Genomic DNA, 17,334 nt, shown 5'->3' on the forward strand with positions numbered 1-17,334 from the left:
TCAGTATTTTTCCAAAAAATTCATTTTTCACTTTATTTCAGACCAATAAATCTCTTTCATCACCTCTATTTTTTGGGGATCCTGCAGAAGTGACTGGTCAGAAAACATCATAATGCCAGATGAGGGCTGCCTGGCTCCTTCCATCATAACCTGCCGGAATTCATTGGCAGTGATAACCCCCGGACTATTATGGGCCTGAACAATTGGCCAGATCAGTGGGGCATTATTTTCACCTGCATTGGTAAGATCCCCCAGCCATTTCACATATTCCCCACCCCATTCGACTGGTCTTCCTTTCATTTTGTGAAAAAGCATCGGCGATAAAACATCGGCAAGTTTGGCAAGTTCTGCCACATCGATTCCAAGATTACGGTATAGTGCCGAATCGTGGTCTGCCGGATACCACGAAGCATAGAAGACGCCTAATAAAGCCTCCGGTTGTTTCTTTTTCACTATTTCCCGCATATCTTTAACCCAGCCATTTAACACGCCGTTTCTCCAGCTTCTCCATTCATCATCAGCATTATTCAGTATCCATGCGGCTTTTTCCGGAATACGGGAACCGGGAATGTCATGTCCCAGATTTTTTTCAAACCTATCCGTACACCTGTTGCAAAAACAGGTCAACGGTAATATAGGATCAGATGTTTCAAACTGTGCATGCCAGTGCAGATAATCCAGAAATATGCCATCCACATCAAATTCACTAAGAATATCATTAAGTTGGTTGACCCTGTAAGTCTTAAATCCCGGATCAGTTGGACAGATGCCCATAAACCAGTCTGCCGGTGGTTCTTGTTCCCCCTTTTCATTGATGGGCCATGCTTCAGGATTATCCTTAAGATAATTTTTTCCGTTAAGCGCAGGAAATTCTACATAAACACGGCAGCCCTGCTTTCGGGCGGTATCATAAAACTCCCTGGTTAAGGAAATACTCCTAACAAAAACCGCATTCATCCCCAGGGAATCGAATGAGTAACCAGCATCTAAAAGTGTTCCCGGATTGCCATAGACACCTTTAATAAAGGGAAGTGAATCGTTTTGCGCTACCACTGAAGTGCATGAGAACACGAATACAGCCAACACAAGAATAAAAATAATTTTCATGTCCTTTGCCTTTTAGAGGATTTGACCAGACACATACAAAATCAAGCAACTTTCTTAAATAGAGGCATGTGTTGTCAAATATAATGTATTTTTCTAAAATGAAAAGAAGGACTAAAAATTCTCAGGACACTTTTTTAATAATCTAAATGTTGATATTGTTTGATAAAGCTTGGGCGAAATCAAATCAAAAAATCATGTTGGTTCCCTTTTAATATATTTCTATTTAAAACAAATTATTAGTAGCAAGAATAATCACTGCCAGAATTAATACAGCAATACCCCAGTTAAGGTTATACCTTGCTTTTCTTGATGCCTTCTGCCATTCCCCACGGAATATGCCCCACAGGTTTCCTACTACAATTGAAAGCGCCACCAACAATGGCCAACCTACTACAAGTCCCAATTCCCCTAAAGTGGATGCTCCAATGCCATAAGCATAAAAGCTTCCGATCCACATGAGAGACATGCCTAAAATTAAGCTCCAATTCATGTTTTTATGATGGTTAAGCAAATCAGCTAATTGCCTATCCTTGATCATGATATACAAACAATACGCCATATTAACAATCCCCCCCATTGTAAAAAATAAAGACCAGATTACATTACCCGCAATGGTCTGGTCAACCCCCTGCTCTATGGCAATTGCTGTGATGTCCTTACTGAATGCAGCTCCAAGGTTGGGTAAACAAGAAGTAATGCCTGAAATAATGGCAATGGTAAGCCCTTTGGAGGTATAACTTTTAATCTTGGCTTCCTTTTCTTTTTGCGAAGAAGCTTGGGCGCAAAATATAATTCCAATAACCGAAACAATGGCACCAAGCAGTATTAGTAACCCTTTTAGTTCGAAAAAGACCGAGGGGGCAAAAACCAATGCAGGGACAAGCGTTCCGGTTATGGCATTAATGCCCATAATAATAGGGTAACCAAGGGCCATACCCAGCATGTGCATGGCCTTTCCAAAAAGTATAGCACCAATTCCCCAAAGGAACCCAAATAAAGAAACAAGCAAAATTAGATTTAGTGGGATCAATACTATTATTTCAATAATACCATCAATTGTAAGTAAGGCAAATGCCCAATTCACCAACACCATTGCCAATAATGAAAAGGCGAACCAATTATGGCCCCATGCCCACTTTTTGGTATAGGTCATCGGCAAAAAAAAGGAGCCTTGTAACAAACCTGCAAGGACTACAATTAACAATCCTGATAGAAATTCCATGGGAGATAGTGTTTATTGCAATTGTTTAATCTTTTCTTAAAGAAAAAAGGGCTGTGCCAGATATTGCAACTGGCACAGCCCAGTACATATTAATTATACCCGGGATTTTGGGTTATATTGGGATTTAAATCAATTTCTGATTGAGGTATGGGTAACAAGTAATTGCGTTCCGGATTAAAGTCTCGTTGTTCTACAATGATACGATCTCCTTCCCAGGTAACTTCTCCGGTGGTGTGATCGACGGATCCCAACCTGGTTCCTAAAACCGGTCCATTCAATGCTTCTTCACCGATATCCCAGCGTTTAATATCAAAATACCGCAATCCTTCAAATGCGAGTTCTATACGTCGTTCATTACGTACAACTTCTTCTGTAAGATTTACTTTTGGAGGCATATCTACACTATTCCTGGAACGTATCATATTAATGTATTCCAATGCTTTGTCTTGGTCTTTCCCTGTATACAGGGCGCACTCAGCAAAAGTCAGGTACATTTCAGCCAGGCGGAAAACCATAAAATCTCCCGATTGGTTCCAGGCATCGGTATATGGTTCCACGTATTTTCGCACGGGCATGCGGGTGGGGCAGTTAATCGGGGCACTACTTTTGTCGGGGCCACTAAAGGGATCGAAATAATCCCCGTAATAGGGGGCTCCCGGGTATAAAATCGTCATGGCCAGCCGGGGGTCCTTATTTTCAAAAGGTTTATCTTCATTAAAAGGAGTTCCGTCAATGGATTCATAGGCCTTTACCAAATCCCATGATGCTTGAAGAGCTGCCCAACCTCCCTGTGAATTTGGCAAACAGGTAAGGGAAGCAATATTATTGTATTTGTCCGGAACGAACTGAATACTTAAAATGGCTTCTTTGTTGCTGCCTTCGCTTTCTTCCAGGAATAACTTGTCATAACCATTTTGGAATAATTTATAACATGACATGTCAATAACTTTTGCAGCAGCCTCCTGAGCCTTTTCATATTCTCCCAGGTATAACTTAAACCGCGCTTTGAGTGCCAATGCAGCACCTTTAGTAACGTGTCCCTTAGAATCGATTACATTTTGAATTGGTAAGGCTTCTCCCGAAATTATAGCATCCAATTCATCAAAGATAAACTTAGTAACTTCTTCCTTCGGAGTTCTGGATAAAGCGGCCTTATTGATATCGGTAATTACCTCGGTAACTAAAGGCATATCTCCGTAGTGAATGACCTTATTGAAATAATCATAAGCTCTTAAAAAGCGAACTTCCGCTTTATACCTTGCTTTTTTGGCTTCATCCATCTCTATGTTGTCAATACGTGCCAAAAAATCATTGTACTTTCGAATTCGGTAGTAGGTAAACCATTTACCTGAATTACCGTCTGTCCATGTTCCCGTTCCATCAGTAGGTGTTAAGGAACCATTGCCAAGTTTTTTGGCGCCGTAATTGTATTGTTCATATCCATTATCAGAGGCACCGTCAAAAAACAGGATGTTACTCCAGCCTTCCCATCCTCTGTAACAGCCCGTTAAAGCAAGGTCTGCATCTTTTTCAGATTTCCAGAATGTTGCTTCCGACATGTCCCCGTTTGGTGCCAGGTCAAGATAATCATCATTACATCCTACAGCAAGCAATGTAACTATTAGTGTATATATAATTTTTTTCATGAGTATTGTTTTTTAAGCTAAAATGTATTTAATGAAGAGCTTAGTAATCGCTATGCCTGAATTAGCTCAAACCAAATTTTACCAGTCCTTCGTATTTCCATTTGACTTAATTTTGTTAATTATTAAATTACCATGTGGGTAAAAACCTCTCTTCTACTCAAATTAGAATGTGACATCAATTCCAAAAAGGAAAGTACTTACCTGTGGATAAGAATAACCAGCATAGCCGCTACTTACTTCCGGATCTGCATCATCCGAAAAGTTTGTAATGGTGAGTAGGTTTTGTCCGTTAAAGTAAATCCGTGCTTTCTTTACTATATTTTTGGTAATTGATTCCGGGAGGGTATAACCGATAGTAATGTTTTTCATTCTCAGATAATCAGAGCGCATGACACTAAAAGTACTTAAGGCTGAATTAATTGCATAACCATTGGGAAGTATTCGTGGGTAATAGCCTTCATTTACGACCCTCCCGTTTTCAACGATGGTCCGGTCCAGATGTTTTTCCTGAGCATTAGCACCATCTATTAATCCCCACATCAACTCCCGGTTAAAAGTACGGTACACATCGGCTGCTCCCTGGAAAAGGGCGTTAAAGTCAAAGTTTTTGTAATCAGCCTGCAGGGTAAACCCATAGGTATATTTGGGCTGCATGGTTCCGATTACGATTTTATCCTCTGAATCGATAACTCCGTCATTATTCTGATCTTTATACCTGAGATCGCCTGCTTTTTCCTGACCAGTTCGATTGGGTAACTCAGCAGCTTCCTGGTCGGTCTGAAATTTACCAATATATTCATAGCCGTAATAGGCTTCCCAGGGATCACCTTCTCTTCTGATTAATCCTCCGGTTGAAGGATTGGGATAAGTTACAACTTCATTTTTGTTATAAGTTCCATAGGCAGTAATACCATAGTTAAGTGCACCAAAATTACCGTTATGGGACATTTGTAATTCAACACCTTTATTGCTCATGGCACCTATATTAGAGACAGGTGCACTGAGACCATAAGGTGATGCAACAGGTATTCTGGTAAGGATATCCTCTGTAAGGCGGTCATAATAATCAAAACCCATGGTGAAGAGACCGTCAAATGCAGCGGCATCAAAACCCACATTCCATTCTGTGGTTGTTTCCCAGGAAATATTGGGGTTGTTGGCCGTTGTTTGAGCGGCACCATCCTGCATGGCATTTCCAAAGGGATACCCTTGTCCGGCACTGATCGTACTCAAATATTGGTAACTAGCGGTTCTGTGGTTTCCCAATTGCCCCCAGGATCCGCGAAGTTTCAAATTATAAAGCCAGTCTGCACTGGCCAGAAAAGATTCTTCCGAGACTCTCCATCCGGCACTAAAAGCTGGGAAAAAGGCTTCTCTGGCATCGGGCGCAAATTTAGAAGATGCATCCCGTCTTAACGTGGATTCCAGGAGATATTTCCCCATGTAATCGTAATTAAATCGTCCGAAATAGGATCCTAAAGCGGTTTCTTCAGACCAACCTTCTGCATTCATCCCTTCCGTTGAACCTGCATTCAGGTCAGTTAATGCATTTGAAGGGAAATTTTTACGGTATCCTTTTGTGGTATGGGAGGCATATTCCTCTTTAGATGCTCCAATCATGCCCTTTACAGAATGGTTGTTGAACTTTTTTTCATACGTCAGGGTTCCCTGCAAAGTTGTTGTAATTGTTCTTCCCAGATAATCTTCTTTGGAATTGGGGCCTTGTTCAATTCCTCCGGCATAAGTGATACTTTTTACGTGAGTTCTTCCATCATCGATGGAATAATCCACTCCTGCCATTGTTTTAAAGGAAAGCCCTTCTGCCAGAAACATTTCTAAAAAAGTACTACCTAAGGCATGTGAGTACATGGAAACCCCTTGTCCGCCAGCTTCAATCCATGCGATGGGGTTCCCATCCACATGTGATTTAATAAATTGACCTTCCCCATTTTTATTGGCTATTCCGTTAGGAATTCTGTTGGCTTGCCGGAAAAACTGATCAACGCCAATCCCAACAAACGGATTTGTGGGTTGCACGATTTCCCGGCGTGACAAGCTTGAATTAATGCCAAATTTCAACCAGCTTGAGAGGTCACTATCAAAATTTATTCTGGCAGTGTAGCGGTCCTGATTGGTGTTTTTTACCAGTCCTTTTTGATTGTAATAACCCAAAGAAATCATGTACCGGGATGTTTTACTACCTCCTCTGATACTCAAATTGTGGTTATGTGTAAACCCGGAACCTTGAAGTAATAAATCGAGCCAATCGGTATTAGGGGCTTGCCCTAATCTGAATGCTTCTATTTCTTCATCTGAATATTGAGGTGATTTCCCTTCATTAGCCAATCCCTCGTTTAATAACTTGGCGTATTCATAGGAGGAAAGATGGTGGGGTAAATTAATTGGTTCCTGAAATCCAACATAGCCGTTGTAATTGAGTTCAGGCTCTCCCTTTTTCCCTCTTTTGGTTGTAATCAGAATCACTCCATTAGCCGCACGAGTACCGTAAATTGATGCAGCAGAAGCGTCTTTAAGAGTTGTGATACTTTCAATATCTGCCGGATTTACGTCGCTCATTGTGGATTCAAGTCCGTCTACCAAAACCATTGGGTCAGAGTTGTTCATGGTACCCACTCCCCGAATCCGTATTGTAATTCCTTCCTTTCCAGGCTGACCAGTGTTTTGGGTAATGGTAACTCCAGGCATACGCCCCTGCAATAAACTGGCTACATTATTGGCAGGCTGACCTTTAAGTTCATCTTCTTCAACTGAACTCAAAGCACCTGTTAAATTCAATTTTTTCTGCGAACCATAGCCCACAGCAACCACCTCATCAAGACCAATGGCATCATTTTCAAGATTTACATCAATTACTCTTTGTTCACCTATAGGAATTTCCCTGGTTTTCATCCCTACAAATGAGAAAACGATGGTTTTTGCTTTGGAGGTTACATCCAAAGTGTACTTTCCGCTGCTATCGGTGATAGTTCCGATTGTTGTTCCCTTGATAAATACAGAAACTCCAGGCAATGTATTACCTGTTTCGGCCTCAGTGACAGTTCCGGTAAGGGTTATAGGCTGAGCATGTAGGAAGCATGTTCCTGCGAAAAACACCAGGAATGTCAAAAGGACTTTCCTGAGAATTTTGCTTTTCGATTCTTGATTTTTTTTCATAAGTTTGATTGTTTATGTTTAACAATTGCCATTTTTTGGCAGTTAACTGAACTGCATGATGTTGCAAGCATCATGTCTGTTTTTATCACCGGCAAATGTTCGTGCATTTGCCGGTTTTTTTATGGATTCTTTTTTTTGTACCTTTTTCAGCTTGAAGCACCTGTTGTTTGACACCCCTCAAAAACGAGTAAGAATTGTTAATCTTTTTTATATTAATTTCAGGTTTAAAAGTAATGGTTTTGGTACTCAGCATTGATGAACTATTTTCTCCTATAACTGAACTATATTTTCCAACAACAATTTTTTAGGGGTAAAATATGTACAGTTTAGAGGTCTTTGGAATGCTGTGTTTTTAGGGGTGTTGTCCTTTTTTATGATGCATTCAGCTTTTGAAGACACCTGCTTTCACCCCCCGGTCTCCTGGTTGAATTTTAAAAAGCCTACCACTTAAAGGGTGTTCTTTAATTTTTTTTTCGGACAGGCCCTCCCGCGCAGTTGTGATGTATAATGTTTTCATATCCTTGTCTCCAAATGCGCAGGAAGTAACATTTGGGGCAGGCACTTCAACCTTTTGTATTGGGATCCCGTTTTCAGGATCCCATTGGATTACAGCGCCGCCGCCCCAGTGAGCTACCCACAGCAGGCCTTCTGAATCAATAGTCATCCCATCAGGAGCTCCAAGTGATTGTGAAACATTAACTGCTTTTCTGCGATTGGAAAGATTTCCGGTTTCCGGGTCATAGTCATAAGCGAAAACGGCATACTCAGGAGTGTCGATGTAATACATGGTTTTACCATCGGCCGACCAGGCTATACCGTTGGAGATGGTAATATCAGATTGTTTACGAATAAGTTTTAGGTCTTCATATAAGTAAAGATTTCCAGCTCCTTTAATTACGTCTTTATTCATCGTTCCCACCCAGAAGCGTCCCTGCGGATCGCATTTGCCATCATTGAACCGGTTATTATCCATTTCAGGAGGATATTGTGTCAGCTGAATTAATTGGCCATTCTGCTCCATCGCCCAGATCCCTGTTTCCAGTGCGACTAGTACAACAAATTTTCCTATTGCCGGCACAACGGTTCCAATCATGCTCCCCATATTAAAGGTGGAGTTTTGACTTTTTCCAGGGTCATAACGATGAAGTTTTTTTCCTGTAATATCTATCCAATAAAGGACATTTTCATTGCAATGCCATATCGCCCCTTCTCCAAGGGTTGCTCCGGGGGCATTCTGAACAACATTGATTTTTCCTTCCATTATCACCTTTAAATTTGCAGGCATGCAAAGCCCAAAGAAAACTTAGATGCCTTCAGAAATTAAAAACTTATTCTTAATGTTTTTAGCTGTCCTGCAGAAGAGCAGACCTGCCTCCGTCAATCAGATAAGTACTTCCCGTAGCAAAAGCTGCATACTCACTGGAGAGGAATGCGCACCACCCACCAATTTCTTCCGGGGTGCCCAGTTTGCCTGCAGGATGCATGTTTACAGTTCTTTGACGCTCAGCTGAGGCATTCGGGAAAGATTCAAACCATTTATTATTGCCAGGGGTATCTATAAACCCGGGAGCAAGCCCTAATACTCTGACCGAAGGCCCCCATTCAATGGAAAGAGATCTGACAAGTCCGGTGAGTGCGGTCTTTGTAACGTTGTAAGGAAAACAACCAGGGATGGAGGCATAGGCATGATTTGAACACATAACAATGAAAGTACCAGTATTAGCTTCCAGGTGTTTTTGTGTATAGTTGGCCAGTCTCCAATGAGAAGCCAGATTTAATTCATGATTGTAGGTCCATTCTTCCTCTGTACAGCTCGATGCCCCTTTAAAGACATTCATCCCGGCATTGGAAACCACAATGTCAATTCGTTTAAATTCCCGGGCAACGTTATCAACAAAGGTTTTCAGTTGCTCTTTTGAAGTAACATCTACACTTTCGTAGTAGGATTTTTGTCCTGATTTATTGACACTTTCAAAAAAGGCCTCTGCTTCAGGTGTTTTTGCGGATTCTTTGGCACATCCGGCTATATGGCAACCGGCTTTGGCCAGCATTTTGGCCACTCCGGCACCAATTCCGCTGGAAACACCCGTGACCAGGGCGACTTTATCGGTTAGATCTATTGTTAGCATGTTTGATATTTTTTGGATTAAATAAAGTACAATTGGGAAAATCTTAAAAAGCAACCTAAAAAAACATTAGGGGAATCAGATATAAAACGCTTTTTTAGGGGTGCGAATACCAGGATGCTTCTCCATTTCTAATTCAATTAGATCCACTCCGAGGCCTGGTCTTTCGGAGAGAACCAGACAACCGTCTTGAATATCCATCGGGTGACTAATTATTTCATCGCGCCAAGGAACATCATTGAATATAAATTCCTGCCGGAAAAAATTGGGCACCGCTGCGCATACTTGAGCACTTGCCAGTGTAGACAACGGTCCATTGGGATTGTGTGGAGCCAGCAAAACATTGAATATTTCAGCCATGGTCGCCATTCGTTTCATCTCCGAAGGTCCTCCACAGCGGGTGATATCCGGCATGATCACATCTACAACATGTTTCTCCAGCAAGTCACGAATCCCATGCCGGGTGTAATGCCGTTCTCCTACACAGATAGAGACTTTCGGATCAATACGTTCACGAAAAGCCCGCAAGGTATTGGCATTCTCAGGTCCTGCAGGTTCCTCATACCAGGTAATGTCCAGCTGGGCTAATCTTTCGGCCATGGTCACTGCTGTTTTGTAGTTGAGCATGGCATGGGTTTCGATCATCATATCCGCATCGGGACCAATTGCTTCACGCACCGCCTCACTAACTTTAAAGGCCCTGTCCTGCTGAGCCTTAGACAACCCCAGATCGACATTAAGATCTTCACCGTAAAGATAGTTTACATGGGCAAACGGATCAAATTTTACACCTTTAAAGCCTGCGTCCATCACTTTTCGAGCTTGCCTGGCGTAATCCTCTGCATTGTGACCGCCTCCGGTAAACCAATAATTGGCGTATAATCTGATTTTTGTCCGGAATGCCCCGCCTAGTAACTCATACATAGGCACTCCAAGTTTTTTTGCTTTTAAGTCCAGCAAGGCCATGTCGATACCCGAAATGGCACACATGCTGGCTCCAAAGGGGCCCACCCAGTTCAGATCACGGTACAATTTAGTCCAGATAAAATCGGTCCGCATGGGATCCAGACCAATTATCCTTTGGCCTGCTTCAATAGCTGCGGCTTCGACAATTTGACTCCCTGGCCAGTTAGTGGCTTCACCTACTCCTGTTACACCTTCATCTGTATATATTTTAAGGAGGGTCCAGTTGTACTTTACTCCCTCAACTAACCAAACTTTTACATCTGTTATTTTCATCAATATTATTTTTTGTTTTTAGGGGTCTTATGAAATTTTTCTTACGGGCAAAAAATGTTCTTCATTTTGAACAGATATTTAAACCGTTGTTCTTTACTCGCTTCATTTCTTTTTGGGGAAAGGTAGCCTAACCTCAAATGTGGACAAATTGGGTTAAAGATTTTTAGGATGTTGGGCTATCAGGGTAGCCCTATTTTACATGATTCCAAATTTATTCCAGGCATCCACAGCACTCATTCCATCCTGAATAGCCTTTAGCACGGTCTTTTCGCCCCGTGCCTTTTCAAGTGCTTTCATAAACACTTCCTCTTCTGCCTCCTGTGGTACCACACATACACCATCTATATCTCCGAGGATGATATCCCCGGATTTGATACGTACCCCATTCATCTCAATGGGCACCCGATAATCAATCACCTTTCCCCGAGGCGCCTGATCCTGAGCATAGGGACCATAAGAGAAAACCGGTAATGCAACATCGTAAATACCCTCCGTATCGCGTGAATAACCATTTACCACCGCCCCCATTCCGCCACACATTTTAATGCGGGTAAGCATTAGTTCTCCCATCAATGCATAATTTGGGGAGGAGCCCGAGCATATATATATTTCACCGGGTTTAATGTCGTCAAGGGCTTCGAGCATTAATCCAAATGGTTTATTCATTAAAGCGTTCTGAGAGTTTGGGGTGAGTTCTTCAAAGCAATCCGCTTCAAGAACTGTCATGGCTCTTCCTACTACATTCATATTTTCCTTCAATGGTCGGATTTGTGGAGGTAAAAACTGATGCTGGAAGCCCATTTTATCCATAATATCTCCAACTACGGCTGTGTATAACTCTTTTCTGATAAAGTCGAAAAGTTCATTGTCGTTTTTCCAGTATTTATTCATTACTTGTCATTATTTCAATTTTTACAGTACCTTGAATGCGATCTCCTTTTTTCAATGGTCGGTCCCATTGTTTGGCATGACTTCTGAAAAAACGCTCTGCACCCGGATTGTCATACTCAGCAATCAGAAGGTTTGAGCCTCCGGTTTGCATCCAACATCGAATATGCTGAAGTCCTGCTCCCTTAAGTCTTATTCCGGATTTTGACGCATTAAGAAGACTCGCTTGAAAAATATTTCTTTTTGTAGAACGAAAATCATTGGTGCCATAACTGGTTTGATCATTTTTCCAGCTCCAGGAGGGGCTTTGGGCAGGGCCCGCCAGACCGCATTCGGGGTTTTGGTTAAATGCAGAAGCCATTCCCTTGTTTCTGCCAATATGATTCTCCGGGTAGACCGACCACAATCCATCTCTTTTCCAGCTTAAAGATTGTAATTCTTCTGCCAGACTAAGTCGAATACCCCATTGACGAGGATTTAAGGCTTCTGTTATGACATAATCGTAAACAATAGTCATAAGTCCTGATGGAAAAATGGTGATCACCATTTTTCCATTGGCCTTATCGTATGATTCAGTGATATTAATTCGAACCTGTTCTTTAGATCTGTCAACGGTGAATGATTGAATATTCCGGTGGCCTGCACCAGGTGAAAAAAGTTCAAATTCTGGTGTATCTTTGGTCATCTGAATGCCGTCACCTTCTCCGGTTAACGGAATCAGCATCAATTCCGGCAGATCTTTTAGAATTTGATCACCGTTTTTATCCAAGATGGAAAGGCCACCATCTTCTATTTTAAGAGAAAAGTTGTTGCTCTCTGTTATTTGGTCTTTTGATTTGAATTTGGTGTTATTCTTTTGAGTCCACAATATTTCCGGCTTATTTGAGGAAAACAGGTATTGATCAACAGGAGTATCTCCATCCTTGAACACATCGATTGTCAGCTGCTCCAGTTCTTCTCTGATCAAAGGGAGCTGGAATTCTTTTGTTTTGCCGGCTTCCAGAGAGATATTCAGGATGCCGCTTTTTTCAGCGTTTTTCCATTGAATTTTACATTCACTAAGGTTAGAAAACAGGTAACGGTTTTCCACCTGAAGCCTAACCGGCTCCTTCTGATTTCCGGAAAGTAAATGAATTTTAACAGGAGAATAAACTTTCTTCATGTGCCAGAATTCCGGTTTTTTTCGGCGCCAACCATCAACTGGCCCCCAGGTTCCATAACCTACAGGTTTTCCTGATGGGAGGAAGAAGGTATCATCAATTCCTGCCCAAAGAGCACCACCTAAGACGGCTTCGGTTTGGTGCATCTTTTCCCACATCATCATAAAGCCTTCCCCCCAGAAATCACGCACCCCGGGATCGGTTATTAGTTCAATACGGTTGTAGGCATTTAGGTGACAGTATTCATCAAAGGTGATTGGGCGTTTTTGTTTGGCATATTTTGCCGGACCATCAGGTCCGCAATAATGATCGTTGTTAATCTCAAGATAGCCATTATCCATGTTTTCCGACCACATGCTAAACACCCTTGGACGCGAGGGATCGGCCGTCTTTACCAAATCGGCGGATTGTTTGTATAATTCTTCAAAGTTATGTGACTCATTGGCTAAAGACCACATAAGAATACTTGGATGTGATTTGTCCCGTTCAATCATCTCCAAGGTAGGTTGGAGAATTGCTTCAAAGTAGTTGCTGTCGTTAACAGGGCCCTCGTGAGCCCAACAAAAAGGAGCTTCTTCCTCCACAAACATGCCCAATTCATCACAGGCATCTAAAAGTTTCTGATTGGGAGGGTAGTGTGAAGTACGAATGTAATTAACATTGCCTTCTTTGAATAGTTTTACATCATTATACCAAATATTTCCGGTTAATGAACGGCCACGCTGGGGGTGAACTTCATGTCGGCAAACCCCTTTTAGTTTTATGGGGTGATTATTCACAAATACTTTGTTTTTGCGGACTTCAATTTGTCTAAAACCAAAGCGCTTTGAGATTTTAGTTTGTTCTTTGCCATTGGTTTTAACAGAACAATTCAGATGATATAAATTGGGGTGTTCGGGATCCCACTTGGCCGGATTTTTTACTTTCAACTTTACAGTTACGGCATTGTTCCCGGGTGACGCAAAGATCTCAGCCCGCTTTTCTCCTTTAAGGGGAACCATGTTGTTTTCAGCATCAGTGAGTGAAAAATTGAGGGTTGCCCGCTGATCATTGCGGCTCTCGTTCGAAAGTTTAAGGTCAGCAATTATGGTAGCATCTTCATAGTTTTCGTCAAAAACCGTTTGCACATGAAAAGAGGCAAGGTTTACCTCAGAAAGTGCCACCAGTGAAATAGGGCGGGTTATACCCCCCAATGGATGTACTGCATATTGAGATGCCGATGAGAGAGTGTCAGCCAGGCTCTCACTGCGAACGGCCAAAGCAATGGTGTTTGTTCCCCTCTTTAAGGCGTCGGTTACATCTATTTCGAAAGCGGTAAACCCTCCAAGATGGTTGCCAACTTTTTGTCCGTTAATCCATATTTTACAATCGCTGTATACGGCTTCGCATTTAAGTTTAACTCTGTAACCATCCCAGGAATCGGGAAGTTCAAATTGTCTGTGGTAACCAGCATATTTACCCGTGTCCACTTGAAACCCCTGCATAACCCATTCTCCGGGCACTTCAATTTCACTCCAGTGGTGAGCACTTTTTTTCTTCCAAAAGGCTTGTTCTGGTGAGGCATTGAAATGCCAGCTTCCATTGAGATCAACTTTTCGTTTCTCAATTCCTTGAACTTTCTTTGGTAGCGGGCTCCAGCGAATTGTCTCAGTTTTTTTGCGATCAAAAGAATATTGAGCCTTGACCATTGAGGTGCTTACCAGCAAAATGACTAACAGCTTTATGATTTTCATTTTAAAAAGTTTTTGTCTGGTTAATTTTTATTTTTTTACTAACTGAAGCTTGACAGAGGATTTAAACGTACTGCCTTCTTCAAGTTTTTCTCGTTCATCACTATAGTGCCCCCCAAAGAAGAGATCTCCTCCTCCTGTTGAATAGCCGGCTACTAAAAAACTGATATTATTGGAGCCATTGACAAAGGATCTGAAAGCTTGTTCGCCATTCGACAAAACGGTAATTCCCCTGCCATTTGAATTTGATAAAGCTGCCCAATAAACATTTTCCCTGGTTGCCCTGAAATCATTTGTTCCCAGTTCAATAGCATCAAATCGCCAGTCATTTACCGGTTTTTTGCTATAAGCTTCCTGATGCAAGGCTTTTTCTCCAAAAGGAAGGGCAGTGCCGTTTGTTCGTCCTATGTGGTTTTCAGGATACCAGCTCCAAAGGCCGCGTCGGTACCATTGAAGTTTATGAGAACTCCGGGGCACAGAAAAAACCAGCCCCCATTGTCTGGGATTCATTTCTATTTTTGAGGTCATTTGGTAATCCACTAAAAGCTGACCATTGTTCGTAAATGAAAAATTAATTTGACCTTCTGCCTGATAAAAATTCACCTTTACTGATACCTTTACGGAGTCGTTTTTTTGATACCATTTGACCTCTTTCACTTTTTTCCCTGAACAAACGGAGTTGTGAAGAGGGATTTCAAGACTATGTTCGGTATTGCATGGACCTGTTTTCAACTCAAGCATCATTAATTCAGTTCCTCCATTAAGCACACTTTCTCCATTCACCTTTGCGCCCGAAACAATACCGGATTTGAGATCGAAGTCCCAGCTAAAATCCTGCCCCTTAATGGTTAGTTGATCATTATGCTCATTTACGTCCAAATTAGAGGAAGTCATTTTCTGGAAGGGAAAATCATCCCGTTTTACATCACCAATTTCGATAGCGCAAGCTTCCACTTCTATATTTTGCGGAGATACGAAACGTAGGGTAAGAATCTTTCCGTTCATATCCTCAATTTGTGGATGAATACTCAGAATTCCACATTTTTTGGGCGGCAAATTCATTTCGGAAATGCCTTTTTCTTTTCCAATTTCCCAATGAATTTGACATTCATTTAAGTTTGTGAAGTCAAACCGGTTTTCCACCTGCAACCTAATGGGCTCGCCTTGTGAGGGAACAGGAATTTGGCGACTGTGAATTTTAACAGGGGAATAACTCTTTTTCATATGATAATACTCGGGTTTCCTGCGCCGCCAGCCGTCTATTGGTCCCCATTCTCCATAGCCTACGGCGCGGCCGTCGGGCAAGTAAAAGACGTCATCAATTCCCGACCAGATGGCACCTCCAACACAGCCTCTGCTGTGATACATGTTTTCCCACATTTTTCGGAATCCTCTCCCCCAGGCATCACGCACCCCCGGATCAGTTTTGATTTCTTGTCGATTGTAGGTATTCAGATGTGCATATTCCCCAAACAAAAGAGGCCTTTCAAAATCTTCAGCAACCCGAGGGCCTGAGGTACCTGGGTAATGAATATTGGCTACCGGCATTTTTTTACTGCCATGATTGTTGAACGCTCCATAAGCCTGGTCATGAAAAGTGGTGGGCCGTGTAGGATCTTCTTTGGCATAAAAGTCTGCCAATTTTGACCAGTTGTTGGTCCACATGGATTCATTAGCCATTGACCATAGGATTATACTGGGATGGTTTTTGAAAAAAGCCAAATTTGCGCTGGCAATTTCTTCAAAATAGTCATAAAAAGACGACTCTTTGGGGCTATTTTCTATCCAATGCTTGTTTGCATGGTGTCCTACCCAACTAATTGGATTCTCAAGTTCAACGTACAAACCCAAACTGTCGCACCACTCAATAAATTCCTTTGACGGTGGATAATGAGAAGTTCGAATATAATTAACATTGCCCTGCTTGAATATTTTGGCATCTTGTTTCCACAATTCCGGTGTAAGGCTTCTGCCCCGGAGGGGATGTACTTCATGCCGGTTTACTCCTTTTAATTTGACCGGAACACCATTTACAAAAAGTTGGTTTCCCACTACCTTTATTTCTCGAAACCCAACATTTTTCACTATGGTTTCAGAACCACCTAAAGAATTCAGTGTGATTTCAACTTTATATAAATTAGGATGTTCAGCATCCCATTTCAGAGGATTGTTTACCGGCAGTGAAAATTGAATGTCTTGTTGCTTTTTGCCATTCAAAATAATACTTTTCCGATTTCCAGGCAATTTAACACTCTCTCCATCAGGATCAAATAAACGCAAGCTCACTTCAGCTTTGTTAATCCTTGCGTCGTTTTGTAGATTGGCCGAAAGCTTTAATTCAGCATCCTGGTATTGTTCATCTAAAGACGTTTCTATTGATAGATCAGACAGATGCAGTTCCGGAACGGCATACAAGTATATTTTTCTTAAGATACCCCCTAATTGATGAGCGGCATATTGAGTACCTGACATAAGAGTGTCTGCCATTGTCTCTGCAGTTACCGAAACAGTAATTCTATTGCTTTTACTGATTTTAAGAGCGGAGCTGACCTCTTTTTCAAAAGCAACCAAAGGCCCTGTATGAGAACCAACACTTTTACCATTAATGACTAAATCAGCTTTACTGAAAACAGCATCACAGCGCAGGAAAATCTTGCTGTTTTTCCATGTAGAGGGTACGGTAAAGGTGCGGGAATAAGTTCCGGCTTCTCCATCCTTTACCTGGAATCCTTGCATGGTCCATTCACCTGGAACCTGAATTAGAGACCAGTCCTCTGCCTCAGCCTTGACCTCAGCGGGAAATCCCATATAAGACGAATGAAAATGCCATTCACCGGTTAAGTCCAGTGTTCCAGGGCTAACAGATGAGCTGTTTGGAACAACAGTCATTTGTCCCTTACATACGGAAAGCATCACCCAAAGTAGCAACAAATAGGATATTCTTCGTTTTGTATTCATGGTATTTGAAATTTAACTTATCAATTTAATTCCTGATTGTATTACAAGCGGCTGCTTGTCATCTTTATCCTTTAATGATTATCA

10 protein-coding genes are annotated in these 17,334 nt (G+C 41.8%); all 10 read right to left on the reverse strand.

The features are described 5' to 3' along the window. Positions 1-27: 27 nt before the first annotated feature. The 10 genes from DDZ16_RS16065 to DDZ16_RS16110 all read right to left on the reverse strand — a co-directional run bounded on the left by DDZ16_RS16065 (position 28) and on the right by DDZ16_RS16110 (position 17,250). Entirely contained in the window at positions 28-1,107 is a 1,080-nt protein-coding gene (locus tag DDZ16_RS16065) for a glycoside hydrolase family 10 protein (RefSeq protein ID WP_109265510.1), read from the reverse strand. 223 nt (positions 1,108-1,330) lie between these two features. Further along, complete coding sequence (locus DDZ16_RS16070) at positions 1,331-2,329, reverse strand: L-rhamnose/proton symporter RhaT (RefSeq protein WP_109265511.1); 999 nt, start codon at positions 2,327-2,329, stop codon at positions 1,331-1,333. Positions 2,330-2,418: 89 nt separating this feature from the next. Beyond that, on the reverse strand, positions 2,419-3,975 hold the full coding sequence (locus DDZ16_RS16075; protein WP_109265512.1) for a RagB/SusD family nutrient uptake outer membrane protein: 1,557 nt from the start codon (positions 3,973-3,975) through the stop codon (positions 2,419-2,421). 162 nt (positions 3,976-4,137) lie between these two features. Beyond that, a complete protein-coding gene (locus tag DDZ16_RS16080; protein WP_109265513.1) occupies positions 4,138-7,149 on the reverse strand; it encodes a SusC/RagA family TonB-linked outer membrane protein in 3,012 nt (1,003 codons plus the stop codon). Positions 7,150-7,531: 382 nt separating this feature from the next. Continuing rightward, positions 7,532-8,410, reverse strand: a complete 879-nt coding sequence (locus DDZ16_RS16085; protein WP_232526779.1) for an SMP-30/gluconolactonase/LRE family protein — start codon at positions 8,408-8,410, stop codon at positions 7,532-7,534. A gap of 82 nt (positions 8,411-8,492) precedes the next feature. Beyond that, on the reverse strand, positions 8,493-9,278 hold the full coding sequence (locus DDZ16_RS16090) for an SDR family NAD(P)-dependent oxidoreductase (protein ID WP_109265515.1): 786 nt from the start codon (positions 9,276-9,278) through the stop codon (positions 8,493-8,495). Positions 9,279-9,353: 75 nt separating this feature from the next. After that, a complete protein-coding gene (locus DDZ16_RS16095; protein WP_109265516.1) occupies positions 9,354-10,514 on the reverse strand; it encodes a mandelate racemase/muconate lactonizing enzyme family protein in 1,161 nt (386 codons plus the stop codon). A gap of 195 nt (positions 10,515-10,709) precedes the next feature. After that, a complete protein-coding gene (locus DDZ16_RS16100; RefSeq protein WP_109265517.1) occupies positions 10,710-11,405 on the reverse strand; it encodes an RraA family protein in 696 nt (231 codons plus the stop codon). Further along, positions 11,398-14,295, reverse strand: a complete 2,898-nt coding sequence (locus DDZ16_RS16105) for a glycoside hydrolase family 2 protein (protein WP_109265518.1) — start codon at positions 14,293-14,295, stop codon at positions 11,398-11,400. The genes DDZ16_RS16100 and DDZ16_RS16105 overlap by 8 nt, the downstream gene beginning before the upstream one ends. 27 nt (positions 14,296-14,322) lie before the next feature. Beyond that, complete coding sequence (locus DDZ16_RS16110) at positions 14,323-17,250, reverse strand: glycoside hydrolase family 2 protein (protein ID WP_109265519.1); 2,928 nt, start codon at positions 17,248-17,250, stop codon at positions 14,323-14,325. Positions 17,251-17,334: the final 84 nt, after the last annotated feature.

It is taken from the genome of Marinilabilia rubra (assembly GCF_003121985.1).
GTDB classification, from domain to species: Bacteria; Bacteroidota; Bacteroidia; order Bacteroidales; family Marinilabiliaceae; genus Marinilabilia; species Marinilabilia rubra.